This window comes from Streptomyces sp. NPDC005393 (assembly GCF_040606675.1).
In the GTDB taxonomy this organism is placed as follows: Bacteria; Actinomycetota; Actinomycetes; order Streptomycetales; family Streptomycetaceae; genus Streptomyces.
In genome coordinates this window covers 42,086-67,163 of the sequence record NZ_JBEXFG010000024.1, presented here as the reverse complement: position 1 = coordinate 67,163, position 25,078 = coordinate 42,086, and the positions used below count along the sequence as shown (strand labels likewise).

Sequence of the window (25,078 nt, the reverse complement as noted above, 5' to 3'; positions counted from 1 at the left end):
AAGCCCCCCTCCGAAATGGCACGGAGGGAGGCTTGGCGGTGTGGATTCCCGGCCTCAGCGCTTCCCGGAACGGGCGGCCTTCGGAGTGACCAGGCGGCTGCCGGTCCAGTCCTTGCCCGCGTTGAAGCTCTTGGTCTGAGACAGGCCGGCGGTGGTCGCGGCCTCGTTGATGTCGCTCGGCTCGACATAGCCGTCACGGCCGGTCTTGGGCGTCAGCAGCCAGACCGGTGCGCCGTCGTCGATCATCTGGATGGCGTCCACCAGCGCGTCCGTCAAATCGCCGTCGTCCTCTCGGAACCACAGCACAACGGCATCGGCCACATCGTCGTACTCCTCGTCGACGAGCTCCTGGCCGGTGATCTCCTCGATGGACTCGCGGAGCTCCTGGTCGACATCGTCGTCGTAGCCGATCTCCTGGACCACCTGATCGGGCTGGAAACCCAGCCTCGCGGCAGGGTTGGTCCGCTCCTCCGCGTGGTCCGCGGTCGCGCTCACGGATTGCCTCCTGTCATCTTTCGTTCACTCTTCGAGTACGGGGACCCCGCGCGCGTACGCGAGAGGCTTGGGGCGTAGTCCACACGGGCCGGGCGGATCGCGCAAGTACCCGGCCAGCGATCCCGCCCAAACGTTGACGTGTCGCCGCATCTCCCATCAGGGAGGAACGACGCGCAACGGCGAGCAGCCGTCCGGATTACCCAAGCTTGTCCGGCTTACGTGTGTGTATCGCCACCTTACGCCGCCCCACGGCCGAACGGTCGTACGCAGCCGACCCCCACCCGGGGCGTAAGGTTGCGATTTGGCCGTCGCACGCCGACCGGCCGGCGGTAGAGCGCCCATCTCACCAGGTGATGGTTACCACTCGGTAGAGATGACGTATCCCGTACCCGCGGTACACGATGGAGACGGCGTGACACCAGCAGAGCACGAATCCATGTCCGTGCACCGCACGACCGAAAAGCGAAGGAATAGCGTGGCTTCCGGATCCGATCGCAACCCGATCATCATTGGCGGCCTTCCCAGCCAGGTCCCGGACTTCGATCCCGAGGAAACCCAGGAATGGCTCGACTCGCTCGACGCAGCCGTCGATGAGCGAGGCCGGGAACGTGCCCGCTACCTGATGCTTCGCCTGATCGAGCGCGCCCGCGAGAAGCGGGTGGCCGTGCCCGAGATGCGCAGCACGGACTACGTCAACACCATCGCCACCAAGGACGAGCCGTTCTTCCCCGGCAACGAGGAGATCGAGCGCAAGATCCTGAACGCGACCCGCTGGAACGCGGCGGTGATGGTCTCCCGGGCACAGCGTCCGGGCATCGGGGTCGGTGGCCACATCGCCACCTTCGCCTCCTCCGCCTCGCTGTACGACGTGGGCTTCAACCACTTCTTCCGCGGCAAGGACAACGACAGCGGCGACCAGATCTTCTTCCAGGGCCACGCCTCCCCCGGCATCTACGCCCGCGCTTTTCTGCTGGACCGACTGAGCGAGACGCACCTCGACGGGTTCCGCCAGGAGAAGTCCCAGCGCGGCCACGCCCTGTCCAGCTACCCGCACCCGCGGTCGATGCCGGACTTCTGGGAGTTCCCGACCGTCTCCATGGGCCTCGGCCCGCTCGGCGCGATCTACCAGGCCCGGATGAACCGCTATATGGAGGCGCGCGGCATCGCCGACACCTCCACCTCGCACGTGTGGGCGTTCCTGGGCGACGGCGAGATGGACGAGCCGGAGTCGCTCGGCCAGCTCTCCCTGGCCGCCCGCGAGGGCCTGGACAACCTCACCTTCGTCGTCAACTGCAACCTGCAGCGGCTCGACGGCCCGGTGCGCGGCAACGGCAAGATCATCCAGGAGCTGGAGTCGCAGTTCCGCGGCGCCGGCTGGAACGTGATCAAGCTGGTGTGGGACCGCACCTGGGACCCGCTGCTCGCGCAGGACCGCGACGGTCTCCTGGTCAACAAGCTGAACACCACGCCGGACGGCCAGTTCCAGACGTACGCGACCGAGACCGGCGCCTATATCCGCGAGCACTTCTTCGGCGACGACCAGCGGCTGCGCAAGATGGTCGAGCACATGACCGACGACCAGATCCTGCACCTGGGCCGCGGCGGCCACGACCACAAGAAGATCTACGCGGCGTACGCGGCGGCCAAGGCGCACAAGGGCCAGCCGACGGTGATCCTCGCGCAGACCGTCAAGGGCTGGACACTGGGGCCGAACTTCGAGGGCCGTAACGCGACCCACCAGATGAAGAAGCTGACGGTCGACGACCTCAAGGGCTTCCGCGACCGGCTCCACCTGCCGATCCCGGACAAGGAGCTGGAGTCCGGCCTGCCGCCGTACTACCACCCGGGCCGGGACTCCGAGGAGATCCAGTACATGCACGACCGCCGCAAGGCGCTGGGCGGCTACACGCCGACCCGGGTCGTGCGCGCGAAGCCGCTGAAGCTGCCGGGCGACAAGGCGTACGCGGGGGTCAAGAAGGGCTCCGGCCAGCAGTCGATCGCCACCACGATGGCGTTCGTGCGGCTACTGAAGGACCTGATGCGGGACAAGGAGATCGGCAAGCGCTTCGTGCCGATCGCGCCGGACGAGTACCGCACCTTCGGCATGGACTCGCTCTTCCCGTCGGCGAAGATCTACAACCCGCTGGGCCAGCAGTACGAGTCCGTCGACCGTGAGCTGCTGCTCGCGTACAAGGAGTCGCCGACCGGGCAGATGCTGCACGACGGCATCTCCGAGGCGGGCTGTACGGCGTCGCTGATCGCGGCGGGCTCCGCCTACGCCACGCATGGCGAGCCGCTGATCCCGGTCTATGTCTTCTACTCGATGTTCGGGTTCCAGCGCACGGGTGACCAGTTCTGGCAGATGGCCGACCAACTCGCGCGCGGCTTCGTCCTGGGCGCGACCGCCGGCCGTACGACCCTGACCGGTGAGGGTCTGCAGCACGCGGACGGCCACTCGCAGCTGCTGGCCTCGACCAACCCGGCGGTCGTCGCGTACGACCCGGCGTTCGGCTTTGAGATCGCCCATATCGTCCAGGACGGTCTGCGCCGGATGTACGGCGAGAACAGTGAGGACGTCTTCTACTACCTCACCGTCTACAACGAGCCGATCCAGCACCCGGCCGAGCCCGAGAACGTGGACCGCGAGGGCATCCTCAAGGGCCTCTACCGCTTCAAGGAGGGCGAGAAGGGCGCGATCCTGGCGCAGATCCTCGCCTCCGGTGTCGCGGTGCCGTGGGCGCTCGAGGCCCAGCGCATCCTGGCCGACGACTGGGACGTCAAGGCGGACGTCTGGTCGGCGACCTCCTGGAACGAGCTGCGCCGTGACGCCGTCGAGGCGGAACGGCACAATCTGCTCCACCCGGAGGAGGAGCAGCAGGTTCCGTTCGTCACCCGTAAGCTCGCGGACGCGGAGGGCCCGAAGGTGGCCGTATCCGACTGGATGCGGGCCGTTCCGGACCAGATCGCGCGCTGGGTGCCGGGCACATACCAGTCGCTGGGCGCCGACGGCTTCGGCTTCGCCGACACCCGGGGCGCGGCGCGCCGCTTCTTCCACATCGACGCGGAGTCGATCGTGCTCGGTGTGCTGACGGAGCTGGCGCGGGATGGAAAGATCGACCGCTCGGCGCTGAAGCAGGCGATCGACCGCTACCAGCTGCTCGACGTGGCCGCGGCCGACCCCGGCGCGGCGGGCGGCGACGCGTAGTCCCTCCCGGGTGGCGCGGTGGGGGGCGCCCGGGTGCCCCCCACCGACCGTGCCGCCCCCGGGCCCGGGGGCTCCGCCCCCGGGGCCTCGGTCTAACGCCGGGCGGGCTGGATTCTCCAGCCCGCCCGGCGCTTTTCAGTGCCCCCGCCCGCCCGGCGCTTTTCGGTGCCCCCGCCCGCCCGGCGCCCGGGCTTCCCGCCCCCCGGCATCTGGTGTCCCCACCCGCCCGGCGCTTTTCAGTGCCCCCCCGGGCGCCCGGGCTTCCCACCCGCCCGGCGCTCGGGTTTCCGGCCCGCCCGGCATCTGGTGTCCCCACCCGCCCGGCGCTTTTCAGTGCCCCCGCCCGCCCGGCGCCCAGGCTTCCCACCCGCCCGGCATCTGGTGTCCCCACCCACCGGGCGCTTTTCGGTGCCCCCCTCCGGCGCCCAGGCTTCCCACCCGCCCGGCATCTGGTGTCCCCACCCGCCGGCGCTTTTCAGTGCCCCCGCCCGCCCGGCGCCCGGGCTTCCCACCCACCCGGCATCTGGTGTCCCCACCCGCCCGGCGCTTTTCAGTGCCCCCGCCCGCCCGGCGCTCGGGCTTCCCGCCCGCCCGGCATCTGGTGTCCCCACCCACCCGGCGCTCGGGTGGGACCGGGCCGCAGCCCGCTTCCGGCTTCCAGGACTGGCCCCCACGGGCGCGGCCTCAGGACTCGGGGTCCAGGGGCGGAGCTCGTGCCACGCGGCGGAGCCGCATTGCGGACGCAGCGGGAAGGGACGGGGCGGGGCCGCCCGGGTGCCCCCAGCCCGCCCTCCCCGGGTCCAGGGGCTCCGCCCCGGACCTCGGTCCCAAGCGCCCGGCGCGCACGGCCCCGCCGGATGGCCGGGCCGCCCGCAGGCGGCCGCCAGGCCGCCGCGGGTCCGGTGCCGCCCCCTGGCGGGTCAGCGCTCCCAGATCTTGAAAGCCCGTACCTGGTACGGGGTTTCCGGCGCCCAGGAGCCGGTGGGATAGGTGCGGTACTCGCCCGTCTCGGCGCACTCCGCGCTCTGGTACGCCGTCACCGGCCGTCCCGTGCGGTTGGCCAGCGAGGCGGCCGAGGCGCCGGCCGGAAGGGCCACACAGCTCTCGATGTCGGTGTCGGCGAGCTCATGGGTCTGGCGCGCCCCGGTGAACCCGCTGTGGTGCCACAGACACAGCTGACCGGTGGCGCAGCTGCCGAGCCGCGGCGGCGGGGCCGCGTGGGCCGTGGCCAGGGCCGGCACACAGGCCAGGGCGAGGGTCGCCGCGGCGATGGCGGTCTTGCGCATATGGATCACTCCCCGTGATGGAAACGCGTGAACGGGAGCCAGCCTGTCGGCCGACTCCCGTTCCCCACCATGGGGTTGATCAAGGTCCACCCTGATAGGGGGCGTGTCACGAAGGGGTCAGATAGGACCGGCCCCGGCGCCCGCCTCCGCGTTCTCACCACGCTTGGTGAAGGCCGCGACCACGGCGGCGACCGCCGAGACGACGGCGGCGACGGTGAAGGCGAGGCCCATCCCCGACACGAACGTGTCATGCGCGACGCTCGTGATCTTCCCGGCGATCTCCGCCGGAGTGCCCTTGGCGATCGGGGCGATCCCGACCTCGACTGCCTCGGACGCCTTGCCCGCCTTGTCCGCGGGCAGGGGCGGCAGCCCCGCACCGGCCCATGTGCCCGGCAGCGTGTCGTCCACCTTGCCGGCCATGACCGCGCCCAGGACGGCCGTACCGAGGCTGCCGCCGACCTGCATCGCGGCCTGCTGGAGACCGCCCGCGACCCCGGCGTGCTGGATCGGGGCGTTGCCGACGATGACCTCGGTGGCGCCGACCATGACCGGGCCGAGGCCGAAGCCGAGGAGCGCGAACCACAGGGACATCATGGCGGTGCCGGTGCCCACGTCCATCCGGGAGAGACCGAACATCGAGACGGCGGTGATCGCCATGGCGGTCACCAGCGGCAGCCGGGGCCCGAACCGGGTGATCAGCACACCGGCCAGCGGCGATGAGACGATCATCGTGGCGGTGAGCGGGAGCAGATGCAGCCCGCTGTCGACCGGGCTCATCCCGTGCACGTTCTGCAGATAGAAGGTGACGAAGAACAGCCCGCCCATGAAGCCGAAGGCCATCAGCACCATCAGCACGGTGCCCGCGCTCAGCGGCACCGAGCGGAACATGCCGAGCGGCAGCAGCGGTTCGCGCGTCCTGCTCTCCCAGCACACGAACAGCGCGAAGCAGACCGCCGCGAGCCCCAGGAACAGCAGCGTCTTCGCGCTGCCCCACTGCCAGTCGGCCGCCCTGATGAGCGCCCAGATGAGGCAGAACATGGCGGCGGACAGCAGCGCGATACCGGGCAGGTCGAAGGAGCGCGGGGCGCTCTCGGCGCGGTGGTCCACGAGGAGGAGCAGCCCGAGGACGAGCGCCAGGAGGCCGACCGGCGCGTTGATGAAGAAGACGGACTGCCAGTTGACGTGCTCGACGAGCAGACCGCCGACGATGGGCCCGGCGGCGGTGGACGAGCCGATCACCGCGCCCCAGATGCCGATCGCCATATTGAGCTTCTCGGCGGGGAAGGTGGCGCGCAGCAGTCCGAGCGCCGCGGGCATCAGCAGCGCCCCGCACAGCCCCTGGAGCACCCGGAACGCCACGACCAGCGCCACATTGCCGGAGAATCCGATGGCGGCGGAGGCGGCGGCGAAGCCGACGACGCCGATGAGGAAGGTCTGCCGGTGGCCGAAGCGGTCACCGAGCTTGCCCGCCGTGATCAGCGCGACGGCGAGGGCCAGCAGATAGCCGTTGGTGATCCACTGGACATCGGCGAGCGAGGCGCCGAGGTCCTTCTGGATGGCCGGGTTGGCGATGGCGACGATCGTGCCGTCGAGGGCGACCATCGTCACGCCGAGGGCAACGGTGAGGAGCGTCAGCCACGGATGACCACGCAGCCCCTTGGGGGGACCCGGTATGGGAGGTTCCGGCGCCGTGTCGGCGACGGTGGTCGAAGGCGTCATATCCGGAGGTTAATGTCAGCCTCTGACAATTGACAATCGGATTCATCCGTCGGTCGCTGTCGCTTTCCCCCACAGCTATCCTGAGCAGCCCGAACGCGACCCGGATGGGGCAGAGAGCGAGCCTGAAGGTGACAACGGACAAGGCAGTCGCGGAGCAGGCGGCGCCACCACCGGCCGGGCTGCGCGAGCGCAAGAAGCAGCGGACCCGCAACGCCCTGGTGCGGTCGGCGCTGGAGCTGTTCACCCGTCAGGGGTACGACCGGACGACGGTGGACGAGATCGCGGAGGCGGTGGACGTCTCCCAGCGCACCTTCTTCCGGTACTTCGCCAACAAGGAGGAAGTCGCCTTCGCCACCCAGGAGTCGGCGGAGTCGCACTTCTTCGCCGCCCTGTGCCGGCGCCCCGAGGACGAGGCGCCGCTGGCCGCCCTGCGCGGCGCGGTCCTCGACGCCTGGAGCAGCATCGGCGAGGCCATCGAGCAGATGGTGCCGCCCGAACTCCATATGCGGATGTACCGGGTGATCGAGTCGACGCCCGCGCTGCTCGCCGTGCATCTGCGCCGCACCGCGGAGCTGGAGGAGCGGCTGGCGCGCGAGATCGCCCGCCGCGAGGGGCTGGATCTCGCCACGGATCCGCGACCGCGGCTGATCGTCGCGATGTTCGGCGGGGTGATCCGGGTGGCCGGGAAGCTGTGGGGCGAGGGCGAGGACGACAGCACGGTCACATTGCGAGACATCACCGCGTTCCATCTTGATTACGTGGGCCCCGCACTCGCCGAACACTGGGATAAATAACATCAAATCAGACATAGCTCCCACAAAGTGCCGTTCTCAAACGTGAGATGAATCACGGCACTTGGCACCCACCGCCGCGCTTCTCCTAGGGTGGCCCGCGGTGACTTCCTTCTCGGAGCTCGGCTCCCCCTCTCCCGGTTCCACCGCCTGGCGTGCCCTGCTCGCCCTTGCGGTGGTCTTCGTACTCCTCGCCACCACCGGCTGGACAGCCGTACGGAGCCAGAGAGGCGCCACGGACCCGCTCTCCGTATCGGTCAGCGCCTGGCGCCACGCGTCCCTCGGCGGCCGTGCCCTGCCCGATCCCCACGGCTCGCCGCGCACGCTGACCCGCTGGTTCAGCTCGCTCACCAAGGCCCAGACCGACCGGCTGGTGCGCCGCTATCCGCTGGTCGTCGGCAATCTCAACGGCGCGCCCGTGGCCTTGCGCTACCGCGCCAACCGGGCCGCCCTGCACCAGGCGCACACCATCGAGCGCGAGCGGATGCACGACAGCCGGCTCACCCCGCTCGGCCGCTCCGACGCCGGGCGCCGGATGCACCGCTATGAGGATCTGCTCGGCCACGGGCGGCAGATCCTCTCCTTCGACCCCTCGGGCGCCGGCCGGGCCGCCGAGGTCTTCGGCGATCTCGCCCACGCCAACCGCGTCTCGATCGTGGTGCCCGGCGTCGACACCAACATCCTGACCTTCCAGAAGTCCGGGCGTCCGTACACCGCCACGGTCGGTATGGCCCGCGCCCTCTACCAGAACGAGCGGACCGACGCCCCGGACACCAAGACCGCCGTCATCGCCTGGGCCGACTACACCTCGCCGGCCGGGATCGGCATGGACGCGGCCACCGGCAAGCTCGCCGCCCAGGGAGCGGTGCGGCTGCGCGCGCTGGTCAACGCGCTGCCCGCGCTCTCCCGGGTCTCGCTGATGTGCCACAGCTACGGCTCGGTGGTGTGCGGGGTCGCGGCCCGCGATCTGCCGCCCAAGGTCACCGATATCGCGGTGGCCGGCAGCCCGGGGATGCGCGCCGACCGCGCCTCCGACCTCGGCACTGGCGCCCGGGTCTGGGCGATGCGTGACGCCGGCGACTGGATCCAGGACATTCCGCATCTGGAGGTCGGCGGGCTCGGCCACGGCGCCGACCCGCTCTCCTCCGGCTTCGGCGCCCGCGTCCTCGCCGCCGACGGGGCCAAGGGACACGCCGGGTACTTCGAACCGGGCACCACCAGCCTGGACAACTTCGCCCGGGTGGGGGTCGGCGCGGTCCAGTCCGTGAGCTGCGGGGACGGCGACGATTGCACCGCCGGGCTGCGCTGACCGCCCGGAACGCGTTTGACGCGCGTAGTTCGCAAAGGGGGACGGGCGGGCCACCGCCGCATACGATGAGCCGTATGGGTGATGTGCTGGCCGGTTTTCAGACCGTCTGGGAGTTCGACACCGACTCCGTGCTCATCCGCTTCGAACGGGGGATCCGCACGCCGAAGCTGTTCCAGGCGCTCGGCGAACGCCACGTCCCCTACGAGGCGCTGTCCGCGGTCGAGCTCGCTCCCGGCAAACGAGGAACGGTGGTGCTGCGCGCCGTGCCCAGACCCGGCGCCGACCCGCTGATGGACGCCGCCGACGGGCAGCTCAAGGAGGCGTACGACCCGTACCGCCTGGTGCTGCCGGCGGAGCGCGAGACCCTCGCCGACTACTACGCCGATCAGATACGCGCGGCCCTCGGGCCCGCCGCCGGCACCCCCGCCGAAACCTATCTGGTCGCCGCTCCCCCGCCGCCGATGTCCTTCAAGGCGTACGACGGCAAGGCGTCCTTCGACGGCAAGGCGGTCTCCTTCCGCTGGTTCTGGACCGGTGCCTCCTCCGCGAAGTGGAAGGCCGGGGACCAGCGCTTCCGGGTCGACGAGCTGACCGGCGTGGAGTGGCGCTCCCCGGAGAGCAGGGGATCCGCGAGCACCGCCCCGAAGGAGAGCACCCCCAAGGAGGGCTCGGCCAAGGGCGGCTCCCCCAAGAGCGGCAACAACGGCCATCTGCGGCTGCTGGAGCGCTCCGCCGAGGACCAGCCCGCGGGCCGCCCCGACCAGGACCCGGCGGCCGTCGTCTTCGGGATGGGCTACGGGCTCGTCCACCAGTCGCTGCCGTTCGCCGCCGCCGTGCTGGAAGCCGTACGGGCCTCCGCCTCCGCCTCCGCCCCGTGCGCCGACGGCGCCCCCGCGCCGGCCCGGACCCCGGGCCCGCGCCGCGACCCGGCCGATATCGCCGACCGCATCCGCCACCTGGGCGAGCTGCATACGGCGGGGCTGCTGACGGACGACGAATTCAGCGCGAAGAAGGCCGAGCTGCTGGCCGAGCTGTAAGGGCCTGCCCGACGAGCGGCAACGGGCCCGGGACGCGACCGATACCCAGGTATGAGCCGCATCCGACTCCCAGGTATGACGTGCGCCCGCGACGTGGACCCTACGCTGAAGCGGCCATGTCCAGCCCCCCTTCCGCCCCGGCCACCGCCGCCACGCCCGGCTCCGGCGCGTCCCCCGGCGCGTCCTCCACCGCGCACGAGAGCCTGCCCGCGGCCGCCCGGCGGCAGGCGGGCGCCCTCGCACGGGCGCTGGTGACCCCCAGCTATCCGGCGACCCCGCTGCTCGCCGACTCGCCCCGCCACTGGCTGCGCCGCGTGCCGTACGGCGTGGCGATGATCCTCACCGCGATCCTCGTCCCCGTCTCCGCCCAGGTCCTCACCCACGACTACGGGGTGAACGGCGGCGTCGCCACGCTGATCGGCATCGCCCGGACCACCCCTCTGCTGCTGTCCGTCACCCGCCCCCTGCAGGCGTGGTGGATCGTCTTCCTCTCCGAGATCGTGTGCGCGCTGGTGGTGCTCGCCACCTCCGACCTCCAGCACCGGGCATGGCCCTGGCAGCCGCCCGGCATCGTGGGCTATCTCTTTCTGCTGCTCGCCCTCGCGCTGCGCGAGCCGCGCCGCACCCTGGTGGCGGTGTGGCTGGTCACCGGGGCCGCCGGACTCGTGCTCGGCATGGCCTTCCAGAACAAGAGCAACGGCAGCAATGTGCTGCTGTTCGTGCTCAGCGGGGTGGTGCTGCTGGTCGGCGGCGCGCTGCGCGAGCGCGGTGACGTCCAGCGGCGGCTGGCCGAACAGGAGACGATCAGCGAGGCCGAGCGGGCCCGTCGCACCCTGCTGGAGGAGCGCGCCCGGATCGCCCGCGAACTGCACGACGTGGTCGCCCACCATATGTCGGTGATCACCGTGCAGGCGGACAGCGCCCCGTACCGGATCGGCGGTCTGCCGCCCGAGGCGGAGCGGGAGTTCGGCACGATCGCCGCCACCGCCCGGGAGTCCCTCGCCGAAATGCGGCGGCTGCTGGGCGTGTTGCGCAGCGAGGAGACACGCGGCGAGCGGGCGCCGCAGCCGGGCCTCAGGCAGGTGCCGCAGCTGGTCGAGGCGACCGTACGGGCCGGGATACCGACCACGCTGACCATCGCGGACGAGGTCCACGGCATCGGCCCGCTACCGCAGGCCGTGGAGCTGTCCGGGTACCGGATCGTGCAGGAGGCGCTGGCCAATGTGGTCCGGCACGCCCCGGGCGCGGCCACCCGCGTCTCCGTCTCGGCCACCGAGGACCGCTCCGGGCTGACCCTTCTGGTGGTCAACGGCCCGCCGGACAGTCCGCCCACCAAGCCGCTGGAGACCACCGGCACCGGCCATGGCCTCGTCGGTATGGTCGAACGCGTCCGGCTCGTCGGCGGCATGCTCGACACCGGCCCGCTGCCCGACGGCGGCTTCCGCGTCGCGGCCCGGCTCCCCCTCGTAGACCTCGAAGAGACGGACCACCGGCCATGACGATCAAGGTGATCATCGTTGACGACCAGGCGATGGTGCGGGCGGGGTTTGCCGCGTTGCTCGCCGCGCAGAGCGATATCGACGTCGTCGGCGAGGCGCCGGACGGACGGGAGGGCGTGGACGTCAGCCGCCGCACCCACCCCGATGTCGTCCTCATGGACGTCCGGATGCCCGAGATGGACGGGCTGGAGGCGGCCCGCCGGCTCCTCGACCCGCCGCGCGGGGTCATTCACCGGCCGAAGGTCCTGATGCTCACCACGTTCGATGTGGACGACTACGTCTACGAGGCGCTGCGCGCCGGGGCCAGCGGCTTTCTGCTCAAGGACGCGCCGCCGGCCGATCTGATCTCGGCGGTACGGGTGGTGGCGGCGGGCGAGGCGCTGCTCGCCCCGTCCGTCACCCGCCGCCTGATCGCCGACTTCGCCCGCCAGCGCCCCGCGCCCCGCCGCGGCGCCCTCGCCCTGCGCCGCGGCGGGCTGACGCCGCGTGAGACGGAGGTGCTGGAGCTGATCGCGCGGGGCCTTTCCAACCAGGAGATAGCGGAGTCGCTGGTGCTCGCGGAGCAGACGGTGAAGACGCACGTGGGCCGGGTGCTGGCCAAGCTGGGACTCCGCGACCGCGCGCAGGCCGTGATCTTCGCGTACGAGTCGGGCCTGGTGACGCCGGGGAGCCAGTAGCCGGGCCCCGCCCCGCACCCGCTTCAGGGCCCCGCCCCGCACCCGCTTCGGAGCCCCGCCCCGCACCCGCCTCGGGACCCCGCCCCGCACCCGCTTCAGGACCCCGCCCCGCACCCGCTTCAGGACCCCGCCCCGCACCCGCTTCAGGACCCCGCCCCGCACCCGCCTCGGGACCCCGCCCCGCGCCCCCACAGGGGCCCCGCCCCGGACCCCGCTCCTCAATCGCCGGAGGGGCTGGATTTTCCCACCCCCGGCGATGAGGCACGCCTGAAGGGCAGCCGGGGGGCGCGGGGCGCAACCTCGGCCGAGGCCCGGGGCGCAACCCACCACCGCGGCCCGGGGCGGAGCCTCGAGGGGTGGGGCGGCCGCACCCCCTACCCCGGTATGACGTCCGACTTGGCACCGGGGGGTGACGCCGCGCCCGTGGCCGTCTCCTTACGTTCCCTCCGCCACCGAACGGAAGAGGGAAACCGCGGCCATGTCGCAGACGCTTCGCCCCTGGCGCTATGCCCGCCGCCTGATCACCGCCGCGCTCACCATCACCGTCATGGCGGGGACGGCCGGCTGGACCGTCGCGCATGAGGAGCAGCCTGTCACCGGGCCGCCGCCCGGGACGGACGCCTGGCTCGCCGACCACTCGCTGCCCGGCCCCGGCCATGAGCTGCCCGACCCCGCCACCGCCTCCCCGGTCGCGATAGCCCGGTTCTTCGGCCGGCTCACCGACGTACAGCAGCGGGCCCTGGCCATCCGCCATCCTCAGGTCGTGGGCAACCTCGACGGCGCGCCGCTCGCGCTGCGCTACGAGGCCAACGCCCGCGCGCTGCGGGCCGAGCGGAACAAGGAGCGGGCCGCGGATCCGCACAGTCCGCTCGCCGCCCGCTACTCCGCGCTGCTGGCCCCGGGCCGCCAGATCCTCGCCTTCGATCCGCGTGGCCGCGGCCAAGTGGCCGAGGTGTACGGGGACTTGGCGGCGGCGCGGCGCACGGCCGTCATCGTGCCCGGCTCGGACATCGACCTGGCCGCCTTCGACCGCTCCCACGACCCGTACGGCACCCCGGCCGGCATGGCCACGTCGCTGCGCGCGGCGATGGCCGAGCAGGCGCCCGGCACCCGTACCGCCGTCGTCGCGTGGGTCGGCTACACGACTCCGGTCGGGCTCGGCACGGACGCCGCCACCAGCCGGCTGGCCAAGGCGGGCGCGCCCCGCCTGGACCGCTTTCTCGCGGGGCTCTCCGTGACCACCGCGGCGACCGCCGACGCCGCGCCCACCGTCTTCTGCCACAGCTACGGCTCGGTGGTCTGCGGTCTGGCGGCGTCCGCGATGGACCGTACCCGCGTCTCCGACCTGGTGGTGCTCGGCAGCCCCGGCATGCGCGCGAACAGCGCCGACGGGCTGCACACCGGCGCCCGGGTGTGGGCCGCGCGGGACAGCACCGACTGGATCCGGCGGGTGACGGGCTATGACTTCATGGGCCTGGGGCACGGCGAGGATCCGACCGACCCGTCCTTCGGCGCCCGGGTCGTCTCCGCCGACCGTGCCCATGGCCACACCGGCTACTTCGCCCCCGGTACGGACTCGCTGCGCAACTTCGCGCGGATCGCCCTCGGGGACTTCGGCGCGGTCCGCTGCGCCCACGACGACGGTCCGACGGACTGCCGCCACGGCCTGGTCTGACCCGCGCCCGTCCGGCCCGGGGCTACGCGCGGCCCGCGCTCGTGTGCGTCATGTCGGCGTAGCGGGCGCCCGCGACCTGTCCCGCGATCGGCTCCAGCGCGTCCAGCTCGTCGGCGCTCAGCTCGATCCGGGTCGCGGCCGTGTTCTGCTCGATCCGGACGCGGCTGCGGGTGCCCGGGATCGGCACCACGGCGAGCCCGTGCACCTGCGCCCGCTGCTGCACCCAGGCCAGCGCGATCTGGGCGAGCGTGACCCCGCGCGTCTCGGCGATCTTCCGTACGGGCTCCAGCAGCGCGGCGTTGGCCGCCGCGTTGTCGCCGGTGAAGCGCGGCTGCTGCCGACGGAAGTCGTCGTCGGTCAGCTCCTGGTCGGCGTGGACGAAGGAGCCGGTCAGAAAGCCGCGGCCGAGCGGCGAGTACGGCACGAGGGCGACGCCCAGCTCCCGGGCCGCAGCCACGACACCACCGCCCGCGCCCTCTTCGACGTCCCGGCTGAACAGCGACCACTCCGACTGCACCGCCGCGATGGGATGCACCGCGTGCGCGGCGCGCAGCTCGTTGGCGGTGACCTCGCTCAGTCCGAGGTGCTTGACCTTCCCCTCGGCCACCAGCTCGGCCATCGCTCCGACGCTCTCCTCCAGCGGCACCTCGGGGTTGCGCCGGTGCATGTAATACAGGTCGACGTGGTCGACGCCGAGCCGCCGCAGGCTGTTCTCGATGGCCTGCCGTATGTACGGGCGGTCGTTGCGGATCCGCTGGCCGCCGAACGGATCGTCCGGCTCGCGCTGGATGGAGAACTTGGTGGCCAGCACCACTTGATCGCGGTGGGCCCGGACGAACGGGGAGAGGAGCTCCTCGTTCTTCCCGAAGCCGTAGACATCGGCGGTGTCGAAGAGGGTGACCCCCAGCTCCAGGGCCCGCTCCAGCGTGGCCCGCGCCTCCGCCTCGTCGGCCGTCGGCCCGTACGCCCAGCTCATGCCCATGCATCCCAGGCCCTGGACGCCGACCTCGGGTCCGCCGGTCCCCAGTGCGACGGTGGCTGTCTTCTCGTTCTTCTGGTCGTCGATCTCACTCATACGGGTTCATGCCCTCTCCGACACCCGTCGGGCGTCAGCGTAGATATCGATCTTGAAGTCGAGGACTTCGAGCGTGCTGCGCAGCTCGGCGATCCGCTCCCGCACGTTCTCCCGGTGCGTGGTCAGCAGCTCCTCCCGCTCGGCGAAGGTGTGCTCGCCTTCCCGTACCAGCTCGGCGTAGCGGACCATGTCCGCGACCGGCATCCCGGTCAGCCGCAGCTTGCCGACGAGGTCGAGCCAGTCCAGATCGCGGTTGGTGAAACGCCGCTGGCCGGTGTGGGTGCGGTCCACATGCGGCATCAGCCCGATCCGCTCGTACCAGCGCAGGGTGTGCGCCGTCAGTCCGGTGTGCTCGGCGACCTCACTGATCGTGTACCGATCCTGGCCGGTCGGCCGCGGATGCGGGCGGTGGCCCGCACAGGTACGCGGCTTGGTCCTCGCCGGAGCACTCTCCATCACGGTCATGCCGATTCACCTCTCGCCGTCGCCGATGCGGGCAAACCCCACGACGACCTCAACGCTATTGACTTGGAGTGCACTCCAAGCAAGCGGAGATTTGGCGGAATCTTGGGCGGCACAAGGCTCCGGACCACGCGGCACTAGGCTCTGGGACATGGAGAGCCTGCGGATGATCGAGAACTGGCCGGTCCCGACGGCGGCGGCCGCCGTCGTACGCGCGGACGGCACCCTGGCCGGATCGTACGGCCCGACCGACCGCCGGTTCCCCCTCGCCTCGGTCACCAAACCGCTGACCGCGTACGCCGCGCTGATTGCCGTCGAGGAGGGCGCGGTCGAGCTGGACGAGCCGGCCGGGCCCGAGGGCTCCACGGTCCGCCATCTGCTCGCGCACACCTCCGGGCTCGCCTTCGCCGAGCACCGTGTGGTGGCCGTGCCGGGCAATCGCCGCCTCTACTCCAACGCGGGGTTCGAGGTGCTGGGCGACCACATCGCCAAGGCCACGGACATTCCGTTCGCCGAGTATCTGCGCCAGGCGGTGCTGGAGCCGCTCGGCATGGCCGCCACCGAACTGTCCGGCTCCCCCGCCAAGGACGGCGTCTCGACCGTGGACGATCTGACCCGCTTCGCGGCGGAGCTCCAGGCCCCGCGGCTGCTGGCGGACCGGACGCTGGCCGAGGCCACGTCCGTGGTGCACCCGGGGCTGACCGGGGTGCTGCCGGGCTACGGCCACCAGAAGCCGAACGACTGGGGGCTCGGCTTCGAGATACGCGACGGCAAGTCGCCGCACTGGACCGGCGGTTCGTCCTCGCCCCGCGCCTTCGGGCACTTCGGCCAGTCCGGCACCTTCCTGTGGGTCGACCCGGACGCGCGTGCGGCCTGCGTCACCCTGACCGACCGGGCCTTCGGCCCCTGGGCCATCGAGGTCTGGCCGGCCCTGACGGACGCGATCCTGGCGGAGCTGAGCCAGGGAAGGTCCAGCCCGTCAGGGGGCACCTCCCAGCGGTAGCCGGGGGAGTTCGAGGACCCGCCCGGAGAGCGTCCGGGGGTCCGGGGGCGGGGGGCCGGGGGCGAAGCCCTCGAACGGGTCCGTGGGCGGGGCCCCGGACCTCCGCTCAGCCGTACACCGGCTCCGCGTGCATCTCCCAGATCAGCAGCTCCGCCGCGCCCACGCCCCGCGCCTCCAGCCCCTCGGCACCGGAGATCCTGGCCGCGTCGCCCGCCTCCAGGGTCTCGGCCCCGATCCGCACCGCGCCGCGCACCATATGGGCGTAGACCCAGGGCGCGTCGGGGAGCGCGGTGCGCTCGCCGTCCGTGAGACGGCGCACATGCAGCACCGCCTCGGTCCGGTCCAGCGCGTACGGGGTGCCGTCGGCGATGCCGCGTACGACCTCGTATCCGGGGTCGGCCGCGGCGCCGGGGCCCGGCGCCAGCCACATCTGGACGAACGCGAGCGGCTCCGCGCCCGCGTTCCGCTCGGTGTGGCGCACCCCACTCCCGGCGCTGAGCCGCTGCACATCGCCGGGGCGCACCACGGTCCCGGAGCCGGTGGAGTCCTCGTGGGTGAGCTCGCCCTCGATGACCCAGGTCACGATCTCCAGATCGCGGTGGGGGTGCTCGGCGAAGCCGGTGCCCGGCGCAAGCCGCTCCTCGTTGCACGCGACGAGGAGCCCGAACCGCACATTGTCCGGGTCGTAGTACCCAGAGAACGAAAAGGCGTGGCGCGTCTCGATGCCCGTGCCGTCCCCGCCCGGATACCGTTCACCGGACCGCTGTATCCACATCACCCGGTCCACGGTAGTGCGCCCCGATTCTCCCCGTACCCGCCCCCGACCTCCCCGCTCCCCGCGTACACCACCCGATAAGGCAGTCTTGTCCTCGTGCCCGAACCAGCCGCGAACCTCCCGCATCCACACAGTGCCACCCTGCGCCGCCTGGAGAAGTCCTCCGGGAAGCTGGCGGCCAACGCCATCGCGCGCATGGACGAGCAGCTTCCGTGGTACCGGGCGATGCCGCCCGAGAACCGCTCCTGGATCGGTCTGGTGGCGCAGGCGGGCATCGCGGCCTTCACCGAGTGGTTCCGGCATCCGGAGGCCCCGCAGGCGATCAGCACCGATGTGTTCGGCACCGCTCCGCGCGAGCTGACCCGGGCGATCACCCTGCGGCAGACCGTGGAGATGGTCCGTACGACCATCGAGGTCATGGAGTCGGCGATCGACGAGGTGGCGGCTCCGGGGGACGAGTCGGTGCTGCGCGAGGCGCTGCTGGTGTACGCGCGGGAGATCGCCTTCGCCACGGCCCAGGTGTACGCGCAGGCGGCCGAGGCACGCGGCGCCTGGGACGCCCGGCTGGAGTCGCTGGTGGTCAACGCGGTGCTGTCCGGGGAGGCGGACGAGGGGGCGCTGTCCCGGGCCGCCGCCCTCGGCTGGAACTCGCCCGAGCATGTGTGCGTGGTGCTGGGCACGGCCCCCGACGGGGACAGCGAGCTCACCGTGGAGGCGATCCGGCGCGCCGCGCGCCACGCCAAGCTGCAGGTCCTCACCGGGGTGCTGGGCGACCGGCTGGTGGTGGTCGTGGGCGGCTCGGACAATCCGCTGCAGGCGGCGAAGGCGCTGATCGGACCGTATGCGCCGGGTCCGGTGGTGGCGGGTCCGGTGGTCTCCGATCTGCTGGCCGCGACCCGCTCGGCGGGTGCGGCGGCGGCCGGTCTGAAGGCGTGCACCGCCTGGCCGGACGCACCGCGTCCGGTGCTCGCGGACGATCTGCTGCCGGAGCGCGCGATGGCCGGGGACCCGGCTGCCCGTGAGCAGTTGGTGGAGGAGATCTACAGACCGCTGGAGGAAGCGGGCTCGGCGCTGCTGGAGACTCTGAGTGTGTACCTGGAACAGGCGAGCAGTCTGGAGGGCGCGGCCCGGATGCTCTTCGTTCACCCCAACACCGTGCGCTACCGGCTACGACGTGTGACGGACGTCACCGGATGGTCACCTTCCGATGTCCGGTCGGCGTTTACTCTGCGCATAGCCCTGATCTTGGGTCGTCTCGCTGATGGAGACATACTGCCCTGACCCTTTGTCGGACCCCAACAATTACCTTGACGGTTCTTCGTCCTTGTCCTCACGGGCGAGTAGGACCCACCACAAGAGAGAGTGTGAGAGTGCTCGTACTCGTCGCTCCCGGCCAGGGCGCTCAAAAGCCCGGCTTCCTGACCCCCTGGCTCGACCTGCCCGGCGTCACCGAACGTCTGGCGTGGTGGTCGGCCGTCTCCGGCCTGGACCTGATCCACTACGGCACCAAGGCCGATGAGGAGGAGATCCGCGACACCGCGGTGGCCCAGCCGCTCCTGGTCGCCGCCGGTCTCCTCTCCGCCCACGCACTGTTCGCCCCGGGGGCCGAGGGCGCCCCGGGCGCGGGCCGCCCGGATGGGCTGGCGAACCGTATCGGCGCCGCCGCGGGCCACAGCGTCGGCGAGATCACGGCCGCCGCGGCCACCGGTGTGCTGACCGACGAGGCGGCCATGGTGCTGGTCCGCCGCCGGGGTCTGGCCATGGCCGAGGCCGCGAGCCACGCCGAGACCGGTATGGCCGCCATACTGGGTGGTGAGCAGGACAACGTCGTCGCGCACCTCGGCAAGCACGGGCTGACCCCGGCGAACGTCAACGGCGCCGGGCAGATCGTGGCCGCGGGCACCGCCGAGCAGCTGGCGGCGCTGGCCGAGGACAAGCCCGAGGGCGTGCGCCGGGTCGTTCCGCTGAAGGTGGCCGGCGCGTTCCACACCGTCCACATGGCACCGGCGGTCGCCACGCTCGAGGCCCTGGTCGCGGGCGTCCCGGTGGCCGATCCTCGGATCCCTTACATCTCCAACCGGGACGGCAAGGTCGTGGCGTCCGGCGCCGAGGTGATCGAGCGGCTGGTCGCCCAGGTGTCCAACCCGGTGCGCTGGGACCTGTGCATGGAGACCTTCCAGGAGCTGGGCGTCACCGCGCTGATCGAGGTGGCCCCGGGCGGCACACTCACCGGAATCGCCAAGCGCGCCCTGCCGGGCGTCGCGACCCTGGCGCTCAAGACTCCGGACGACCTCGACGCGGCCCGTGCGCTGATCGCCGAGCACACCGACCCCGCCGCCGACACCCCGGCCGAATAGGAGCTCCGAGAAGCATGACCGCGAAGATCAAGCCCAGCAAGGGCGCCCCGTACGCGCGCATTCTCGGCGTCGGCGGCTACCGTCCTACCCGGGTGGTGCCGAACGAGGAGATCCTCAAGCACATCGACTCCTCGGACGAGTGGATCCGCAGCCGCTCGGGCATCGCCACCCGCCACTGGGCCGGTCCGGGCGAGACGGTCGCCACGATGTCCGTCGAGGCGGGCGGCAAGGCCATCGCCGACGCCGGGCTGGCGCCCGAGCAGATCGGCGGCGTGATCGTCTCGACCGTCTCGCACTTCAAGCAGACCCCGGCGGTCGCCACGGAGATCGCGCATCTGCTCGGTGCGAACAAGCCGGCCGCGTTCGACATCTCCGCGGGCTGTGCGGGCTTCGGCTACGCCCTCACCCTCGCCAAGGGCATGGTCACCGATGGCACTGCGGAGTATGTGCTGGTCATCGGCGTCGAGCGGCTTTCGGACCTGACCGATCTGGAGGACCGGTCGACGGCCTTCCTGTTCGGCGACGGCGCGGGCGCCGTGGTGGTCGGCCCGTCCAAGGAGCCCGCGATCGGTCCGACCGTCTGGGGCTCGGAGGGCGACAAGTCCGAGACCATCACCCAGACGCTGCCCTGGGACGTCTACCGCGACCAGGCGACGTCGGACGTGCGCTTCCCCGCGATCCGCCAAGAGGGCCAGGCGGTCTTCCGCTGGGCCGTCTACGAGATGGCGAAGGTCGCCCAGCAGGCCCTGGACGAGGCCGGGGTCAGCGTGGACGAGCTCGACGCGTTCATCCCCCATCAGGCCAATCTGCGGATCATCGACTCGATGATCAAAACCCTTAAGCTGCCGGAGCACGTCACGGTCGCCCGTGATGTGGAGACCACCGGCAACACCTCGGCCGCCTCCATTCCGCTCGCCATGGAGCGGCTGTTGGCGACGGGGCAGGCGAAGAGCGGCGACACCGCGCTCGTCATCGGATTCGGAGCGGGTCTCGTCTACGCAGCGACGGTCGTTACCCTCCCTTAGGCTCCATAGTCCATATCCACGCAGCCCCGTACGAGTCGGGCGCTGCGCACACACCGCAACACACCGAAGAAGGAGCGCCGCAATGGCCGCCACTCAGGAAGAGATCCTCGAGGGTCTCGCCGAGATCGTCAACGAGATCGCCGGTATCCCGACCGAGGACGTCCTGCTGGACAAGTCCTTCACCGACGACCTGGACGTCGACTCGCTGTCCATGGTCGAGGTCGTCGTCGCCGCCGAAGAGCGCTTCGACGTGAAGATCCCGGACGACGACGTCAAGAACCTCAAGACCGTCGGCGACGCCGTCGAGTACATCCTCAAGCACCAGGGCTGAGCGCTTGTCGCCACCCATGCGGTGGCAGGTCCAGCACCCTCTACCGAGGAGTTAAGAATTCCTGTGAACTCGACCAATCACACCGTGGTCGTCACCGGTGTTGGTGCCACGACGCCGCTGGGTGGCGACGCCTCATCGACCTGGGAAGCCCTGCTCGCCGGTCGCTCCGGCGTCAGCCGCCTGGAGGAGGACTGGGCCGGCGAACTGCCGGTCCAGATCGCCGCACGCATCGCGGTGGACCCGGGCACCGTCATCCCCCGCCCGCAGGCCCGCAAGCTCGACCGTTCGGCGCAGTTCGCGCTGATCGCGGCCCGTGAGGCATGGGCGGACGCGGGCTTCACCGCCAAGGCGGGCGAGGACCCGTCGGTCGACCCCGACCGGCTCGGCGCGGTCGTCGCCTCCGGTATCGGCGGTGTGACCACGCTGCTCGACCAGTACGACGTGCTGCGTGAGAAGGGCGTCCGCAAGGTCTCCCCGCACACCGTGCCGATGCTGATGCCCAACGGCCCGGCGGCCAACGTGGGTCTGGAGGTCGGCGCCCGCGCCGGTGTCCACACCCCGGTCAGCGCGTGCGCGTCCGGCGCCGAGGCCATCGGCTACGCCATCGAGATGATCCGCACCGGCCGCGCCGATGTGGTCATCGCGGGCGGCACCGAGGCGGCCATCCATCCGCTGCCCATCGCCGCCTTCGGCAACATGATGGCGATGTCCAAGAACAACGACGACCCGCTGGGCGCCTCGCGCCCGTTCGACGTCAACCGCAACGGCTTCGTCCTCGGCGAGGGCGCCGGCGCCATCGTCCTGGAGTCGGCCGAGCACGCCGCCCGCCGCGGAGCCCGGGTCTACGCGGAGGCCGTCGGCCAGGGCATCTCGGCCGACGCCCACCACATCACCGCGCCCGAGCCGTCCGGCAACGGCATCGCGCACGCGCTGCAGAACCTGATGCAGTCCACCGACCTCAAGGCCGCCGAGATCGCGCACATCAACGCGCACGCGACCTCGACGCCGCAGGGCGACGTGGCGGAGATCAAGGCGCTGCGCAAGGTGTTCGGCCAGGATGTGGACCATATGGCGCTGTCCGCCACCAAGTCCATGACCGGTCATCTGCTGGGCGGCGCCGGCGGTGTGGAAACGGTGGCCAGCGTGTTGGCGCTGTACCACCGGGTCGCCCCGCCGACGATCAACATCGCCCGGCTGGACCCGGAGGCGGACGCGGATATCGTGCGCGGCGAGCCGCGGCCGCTCCCCGAGGGCCAGATCGCTGCGCTGAACGACTCGTTCGGCTTCGGCGGCCACAACGTGGTGCTGGCCTTCCGCACGGTCTGACGCGCCTCATGCGCTGATACGCGGGTGTGGCCCGCTTCCGGCTCCGGCCGGAGGCGGGCCACTCGTCCGTTCAGCCGTCCGTGCCGTTCTTGCCCTTGGTGCCGTTCTTGCCGTTCTTGCCGTTGGCGTCGTCGAAGCTGGCGAAGTACGAGGCCACCATGTCCTCGTCGCCATGGCCCTGCTCGACGGCGCGCCGGAACCGCTCCGCGCCCGCGGCCGCCAGGTCCAGCCGTACCCCTGCGCGCTCCCCCGCCTCCACGATCAGCCGGGCGTCCTTCTCGGCGGTCTTGGTCGCGAAGCTCGGTTCGAGCTTGCCGCTGAGCACCTGGGCCGACTTGGCCCGCATATAGCCGTTGTCGAGCGGCCCGCCCTCCAGGACGTCCAGGAAGTACTGCCAGTCCACGCCCAGCCCCTTGGCGAGCGCGAGCGCCTCGGCGGTGCCGTTGGTGATGGTGAGCACCCAGCTGTTGAGCACGAGCTTGAGCCGGGTGGCGGCGGCCTCCTCGCCGCTCTCGCCGACCCACACCGTACGGCTGCCGATCGCGTCGAAGACCGGCCAGATGGCCGTTCGCACCTCGTTGGGGCCGGCGGCGAGCACCAGCAGCTGCCCGCTCTCCGCGGGCTGCTTGGTGCCGAGGACGGGCGAGTCGACGAAGACGAGGTCTTGCTCACGGGCGAACGCGGCGAGGGACTCGATCCCCCCGAGCCCGGCGGTGGTGGCCTGGGCCCATACGGTGCCGGGGCGCAGCCCGGGGGCGGCCTGCCGCATCGCCTCCAGGGTCGTGGGTCCGTCATAGAGGATCGTCAGGACGACATCGGCGCCGTCCACGGCCTCGGCGGGGGTGTCGGTCACGCGTACGCAGTCGGCGGCGAGCGGCTCGGCCTTGGCGCGGGTGCGGTTCCACGCACGGACGTCGAGCCCGGAGCGGGCGAGGTTGCGGGCCATACCGGAGCCCATGATGCCGGTGCCGAGGACCGCGACGGACGTTGCCGGGAGTTGTTCGGTCATCTTGCCACGCTAAGACGTGGAGGGCGCTCCAGGCCAAAGGGGTGGCGGCGCGTCAGGCGGACAGGCGTCACGCGAACGGCGGCAGGGCGAACGAGGCTCGGCTGAAGGGATGTCGACCGAAGGGGTTGGCCGAACGGTGCGCCGAGGGGCGCCGAGGGGGGGCGAAGGGGGCGCCGGGTTCAGACGACCTGGTGCAGCCAGCGGACGGGCGCGCCCTCACCCGCGTAGCGGAACGGCTCCAGCTCATCGTCCCACGGCTTGCCGAGCAGCTTGGCGATCTCCGCTTCCAGATCGCTCTCACCCCGCGCGGACCGCGCCAGCGCGGCGCGCAGCCGGTCCTCGGGAATCAGGATGTCGCCGTGCATTCCGGTGACGGCGTGAAAGATGCCCAGCTCAGGGGTGGAGCTATAGCGCTCGCCCTCGGCGGTGGCGCAGGGCTCGGCGGTCACCTCGAAGCGCAGCAGATGCCAGCCGCGGAGCGCGGACGCCAGCTTGGAGGCCGTACCGACCTCGCCCTGCCAGGAGAACTCGGCGCGCCATGTGCCGTTCGCCGCGGGCTGTTTGATCCAGTCGAGGGTGACACGCACGCCGAGTACACCCGCGATGGCCCATTCGACATGCGGGCACAGCGCGCGCGGAGCGGAGTGCACATACAGAACTCCACGTGTCGTCACCGGGGCCTCCTGTGCGGTTCGAGGTGCGCCTTCCCCAGCGGCCTCGCGCCCGTACCGGTCACGCTCCGGACACTACCCGACATTCTGCCCTAGTGATCACCTCTGCACCAGTCCCGACGTTACCTGCAGTGAAATCTAGCGGGCAGAATCCTCTAGAAAAGGGACAGGAAGTGACGCGGCGTAATGCATCGGTACCGCAACGCGCTCTCCGCCGCTGGGCAGAAGCTCAACTGGCACAAGAAAAAGCTACCGCGCGAGCCAGCCGGAGGAGTGACGTACCGTCGGTCCTGGAGAGATATCACCCAACAGTCGGAGGGGGAACAGCCATGCGGGCCAGCGCGACACGCTGGAAGCGGTCGACCGCCGCGTCCTCGACCACGCGCGCGGCCGTGCGGATGACGACTCGTACCGCCGCCCGGACCACCGCCCGGACCGCCGCGCGCACCGCCGCGCGCACCGGCGTCGCGCTGCTCACGACCGCCGCCGTGCTCAGCTCCTCGGGCTGCTTCGGCAGCTCCGACAGCCCCTCCCGACACGGCCCGACCCGCGCCGGAAAGACCCCCGGCGCCAAGCGCACCATCGTCTGGAACACCCGGCCCGACTCCATCGCCTCCGTGGGCGACTCCATCACCCGCGGCTTCGACGCCTGCTCGGTGCTCTCCGACTGCCCCTCAGTGTCCTGGTCCACCGGTACGCGGGTGAACAGCCTCGCCCAGCGCCTGCGCTCCGGCCCCCGCAGCTGGAACTTCGCGAAGACCGGCGCGGTCGTCGCCGACCTCCCCGGCCAGATGGAGGCGGCCGCCGCCCGGAAGCCGAAGCTGCTGACCGTGATGATCGGCGCCAACGACGCCTGCCGTGACTCGGTCGCCGATATGACCCCGACGGACCAGTTCCGCACCACCTTCCAGTCGGCGCTCACCAGGCTGCGGCGCGACCTGCCGAAGACTCAGGTGTACGTGGCCAGCGTGCCGGACCTGAAGCGGCTGTGGTCGGAGGGGCGGAAGAACGTCTTCGGCAAGCAGATCTGGAAGCTGGGCATCTGCCCCTCGATGCTGAAGGACTCCGACGCCCTGGACGCGGCCTCGAATGACCGCCGCCAGCAGGTCGCGGACCGCGTGGACGCGTACAACAAGGTGCTGAAAGATGTCTGTGACCAGGACCCGCTGTGCCGGTACGACCCGGCGGTGCACAACTATCGGTTCGCCACGTCCGAGCTGAGCAAGTGGGACTGGTTCCACCCCAGCAAGGCCGGCCAGCGACAACTGGCCGCAATGGCCTACCGCCGCATCACGGCACCGTAGCGCTCTCCCCGGCGCCGCCGTTGGTGCGCGGCACCGGGGCTCCGGAC

General features: G+C 71.5%; 22 protein-coding genes. 14 read left to right on the top strand and 8 right to left on the bottom strand.

The window, feature by feature from the left end:
* Positions 1 to 54: 54 nt before the first annotated feature.
* A complete protein-coding gene (locus ABZS71_RS20815; protein ID WP_355850774.1) occupies positions 55 to 495 on the bottom strand; it encodes a DUF3052 domain-containing protein in 441 nt (146 codons plus the stop codon).
* Between the two features lie 475 nt (positions 496 to 970).
* On the opposite strand from ABZS71_RS20815, the gene aceE reads away from it, so the two are divergent.
* Positions 971 to 3,700, top strand: a complete 2,730-nt coding sequence (gene aceE / locus ABZS71_RS20810; RefSeq protein ID WP_356212130.1) for a pyruvate dehydrogenase (acetyl-transferring), homodimeric type — start codon at positions 971 to 973, stop codon at positions 3,698 to 3,700.
* 920 nt (positions 3,701 to 4,620) lie between these two features.
* On the opposite strand, the gene ABZS71_RS20805 is transcribed toward aceE, so the two are convergent.
* Complete coding sequence (locus tag ABZS71_RS20805; RefSeq protein ID WP_355850780.1) at positions 4,621 to 4,986, bottom strand: peptidase inhibitor family I36 protein; 366 nt, start codon at positions 4,984 to 4,986, stop codon at positions 4,621 to 4,623.
* A 117-nt stretch (positions 4,987 to 5,103) separates the two neighbouring features.
* Entirely contained in the window at positions 5,104 to 6,705 is a 1,602-nt protein-coding gene (locus tag ABZS71_RS20800; protein ID WP_356212127.1) for an MFS transporter, read from the bottom strand.
* Between the two features lie 128 nt (positions 6,706 to 6,833).
* Between ABZS71_RS20800 and ABZS71_RS20795 the strand changes: the two genes are divergently transcribed.
* The 6 genes from ABZS71_RS20795 to ABZS71_RS20770 all read left to right on the top strand — a co-directional run bounded on the left by ABZS71_RS20795 (position 6,834) and on the right by ABZS71_RS20770 (position 13,693).
* The gene (locus tag ABZS71_RS20795) at positions 6,834 to 7,499 is read left to right on the top strand and encodes a TetR family transcriptional regulator (RefSeq protein WP_356212124.1); all 666 of its coding nucleotides are present in this window, start codon (positions 6,834 to 6,836) and stop codon (positions 7,497 to 7,499) included.
* Positions 7,500 to 7,599: 100 nt separating this feature from the next.
* Positions 7,600 to 8,805 carry an alpha/beta hydrolase gene (locus ABZS71_RS20790; protein WP_356212121.1) on the top strand — a complete coding sequence of 402 codons (1,206 nt, stop codon included), beginning with the start codon at positions 7,600 to 7,602 and terminating at the stop codon, positions 8,803 to 8,805.
* Between the two features lie 74 nt (positions 8,806 to 8,879).
* A complete protein-coding gene (locus tag ABZS71_RS20785) occupies positions 8,880 to 9,842 on the top strand; it encodes a DUF4429 domain-containing protein (protein ID WP_356212118.1) in 963 nt (320 codons plus the stop codon).
* Positions 9,843 to 9,958: 116 nt separating this feature from the next.
* On the top strand, positions 9,959 to 11,341 hold the full coding sequence (locus tag ABZS71_RS20780) for a sensor histidine kinase (RefSeq protein WP_356212115.1): 1,383 nt from the start codon (positions 9,959 to 9,961) through the stop codon (positions 11,339 to 11,341).
* Positions 11,338 to 12,018: a response regulator transcription factor gene (locus ABZS71_RS20775; RefSeq protein ID WP_356212112.1), complete on the top strand. Its 681-nt coding sequence runs from the start codon at positions 11,338 to 11,340 to the stop codon at positions 12,016 to 12,018. Before ABZS71_RS20780 ends, ABZS71_RS20775 begins: the two co-directional genes overlap by 4 nt.
* Positions 12,019 to 12,496: 478 nt before the next feature.
* The gene (locus ABZS71_RS20770; protein ID WP_356212109.1) at positions 12,497 to 13,693 is read left to right on the top strand and encodes an alpha/beta hydrolase; all 1,197 of its coding nucleotides are present in this window, start codon (positions 12,497 to 12,499) and stop codon (positions 13,691 to 13,693) included.
* 22 nt (positions 13,694 to 13,715) lie between these two features.
* On the opposite strand, the gene ABZS71_RS20765 is transcribed toward ABZS71_RS20770, so the two are convergent.
* Together ABZS71_RS20765 and ABZS71_RS20760 are read right to left on the bottom strand one after the other, a co-directional pair.
* Positions 13,716 to 14,768: an aldo/keto reductase gene (locus ABZS71_RS20765; protein WP_355850802.1), complete on the bottom strand. Its 1,053-nt coding sequence runs from the start codon at positions 14,766 to 14,768 to the stop codon at positions 13,716 to 13,718.
* 6 nt (positions 14,769 to 14,774) lie between these two features.
* Positions 14,775 to 15,224 carry a MerR family transcriptional regulator gene (locus ABZS71_RS20760; RefSeq protein ID WP_356212211.1) on the bottom strand — a complete coding sequence of 150 codons (450 nt, stop codon included), beginning with the start codon at positions 15,222 to 15,224 and terminating at the stop codon, positions 14,775 to 14,777.
* 157 nt (positions 15,225 to 15,381) lie between these two features.
* On the opposite strand from ABZS71_RS20760, the gene ABZS71_RS20755 reads away from it, so the two are divergent.
* A complete protein-coding gene (locus tag ABZS71_RS20755; protein WP_356212106.1) occupies positions 15,382 to 16,233 on the top strand; it encodes a serine hydrolase domain-containing protein in 852 nt (283 codons plus the stop codon).
* Positions 16,234 to 16,339: 106 nt separating this feature from the next.
* Here ABZS71_RS20755 and ABZS71_RS20750 read toward each other — a convergent pair whose 3' ends face one another.
* Positions 16,340 to 17,008, bottom strand: a complete 669-nt coding sequence (locus ABZS71_RS20750; protein WP_356212208.1) for a pirin family protein — start codon at positions 17,006 to 17,008, stop codon at positions 16,340 to 16,342.
* Between the two features lie 96 nt (positions 17,009 to 17,104).
* Here ABZS71_RS20750 and ABZS71_RS20745 point away from each other — a divergent pair, with 96 nt between their 5' ends.
* The 5 genes from ABZS71_RS20745 (at position 17,105) to fabF (ending at position 22,047) form a co-directional block, all read left to right on the top strand.
* Complete coding sequence (locus ABZS71_RS20745; RefSeq protein ID WP_355850808.1) at positions 17,105 to 18,289, top strand: helix-turn-helix domain-containing protein; 1,185 nt, start codon at positions 17,105 to 17,107, stop codon at positions 18,287 to 18,289.
* An 89-nt stretch (positions 18,290 to 18,378) separates the two neighbouring features.
* Positions 18,379 to 19,365 (top strand): ACP S-malonyltransferase, encoded by a 987-nt coding sequence (locus ABZS71_RS20740; RefSeq protein WP_355850811.1) that lies wholly within the window; start codon positions 18,379 to 18,381, stop codon positions 19,363 to 19,365.
* A 14-nt stretch (positions 19,366 to 19,379) separates the two neighbouring features.
* A complete protein-coding gene (locus ABZS71_RS20735; protein ID WP_356212103.1) occupies positions 19,380 to 20,390 on the top strand; it encodes a ketoacyl-ACP synthase III in 1,011 nt (336 codons plus the stop codon).
* Between the two features lie 82 nt (positions 20,391 to 20,472).
* Entirely contained in the window at positions 20,473 to 20,721 is a 249-nt protein-coding gene (locus ABZS71_RS20730; RefSeq protein ID WP_014060365.1) for an acyl carrier protein, read from the top strand.
* Positions 20,722 to 20,784: 63 nt separating this feature from the next.
* Positions 20,785 to 22,047, top strand: coding sequence for a beta-ketoacyl-ACP synthase II (gene fabF, locus ABZS71_RS20725; RefSeq protein WP_355850818.1), 1,263 nt, complete (start codon positions 20,785 to 20,787; stop codon positions 22,045 to 22,047).
* A 70-nt stretch (positions 22,048 to 22,117) separates the two neighbouring features.
* Here the strand turns inward: fabF and ABZS71_RS20720 are convergent, their stop codons facing one another.
* Both ABZS71_RS20720 and ABZS71_RS20715 read right to left on the bottom strand, forming a co-directional pair.
* On the bottom strand, positions 22,118 to 23,056 hold the full coding sequence (locus ABZS71_RS20720; RefSeq protein WP_356212100.1) for an NAD(P)-dependent oxidoreductase: 939 nt from the start codon (positions 23,054 to 23,056) through the stop codon (positions 22,118 to 22,120).
* 179 nt (positions 23,057 to 23,235) lie between these two features.
* Entirely contained in the window at positions 23,236 to 23,730 is a 495-nt protein-coding gene (locus tag ABZS71_RS20715; protein WP_044575947.1) for a DUF3145 domain-containing protein, read from the bottom strand.
* A 326-nt stretch (positions 23,731 to 24,056) separates the two neighbouring features.
* Here ABZS71_RS20715 and ABZS71_RS20710 point away from each other — a divergent pair, with 326 nt between their 5' ends.
* Complete coding sequence (locus ABZS71_RS20710; RefSeq protein WP_356212097.1) at positions 24,057 to 25,031, top strand: SGNH/GDSL hydrolase family protein; 975 nt, start codon at positions 24,057 to 24,059, stop codon at positions 25,029 to 25,031.
* Positions 25,032 to 25,078: the final 47 nt, after the last annotated feature.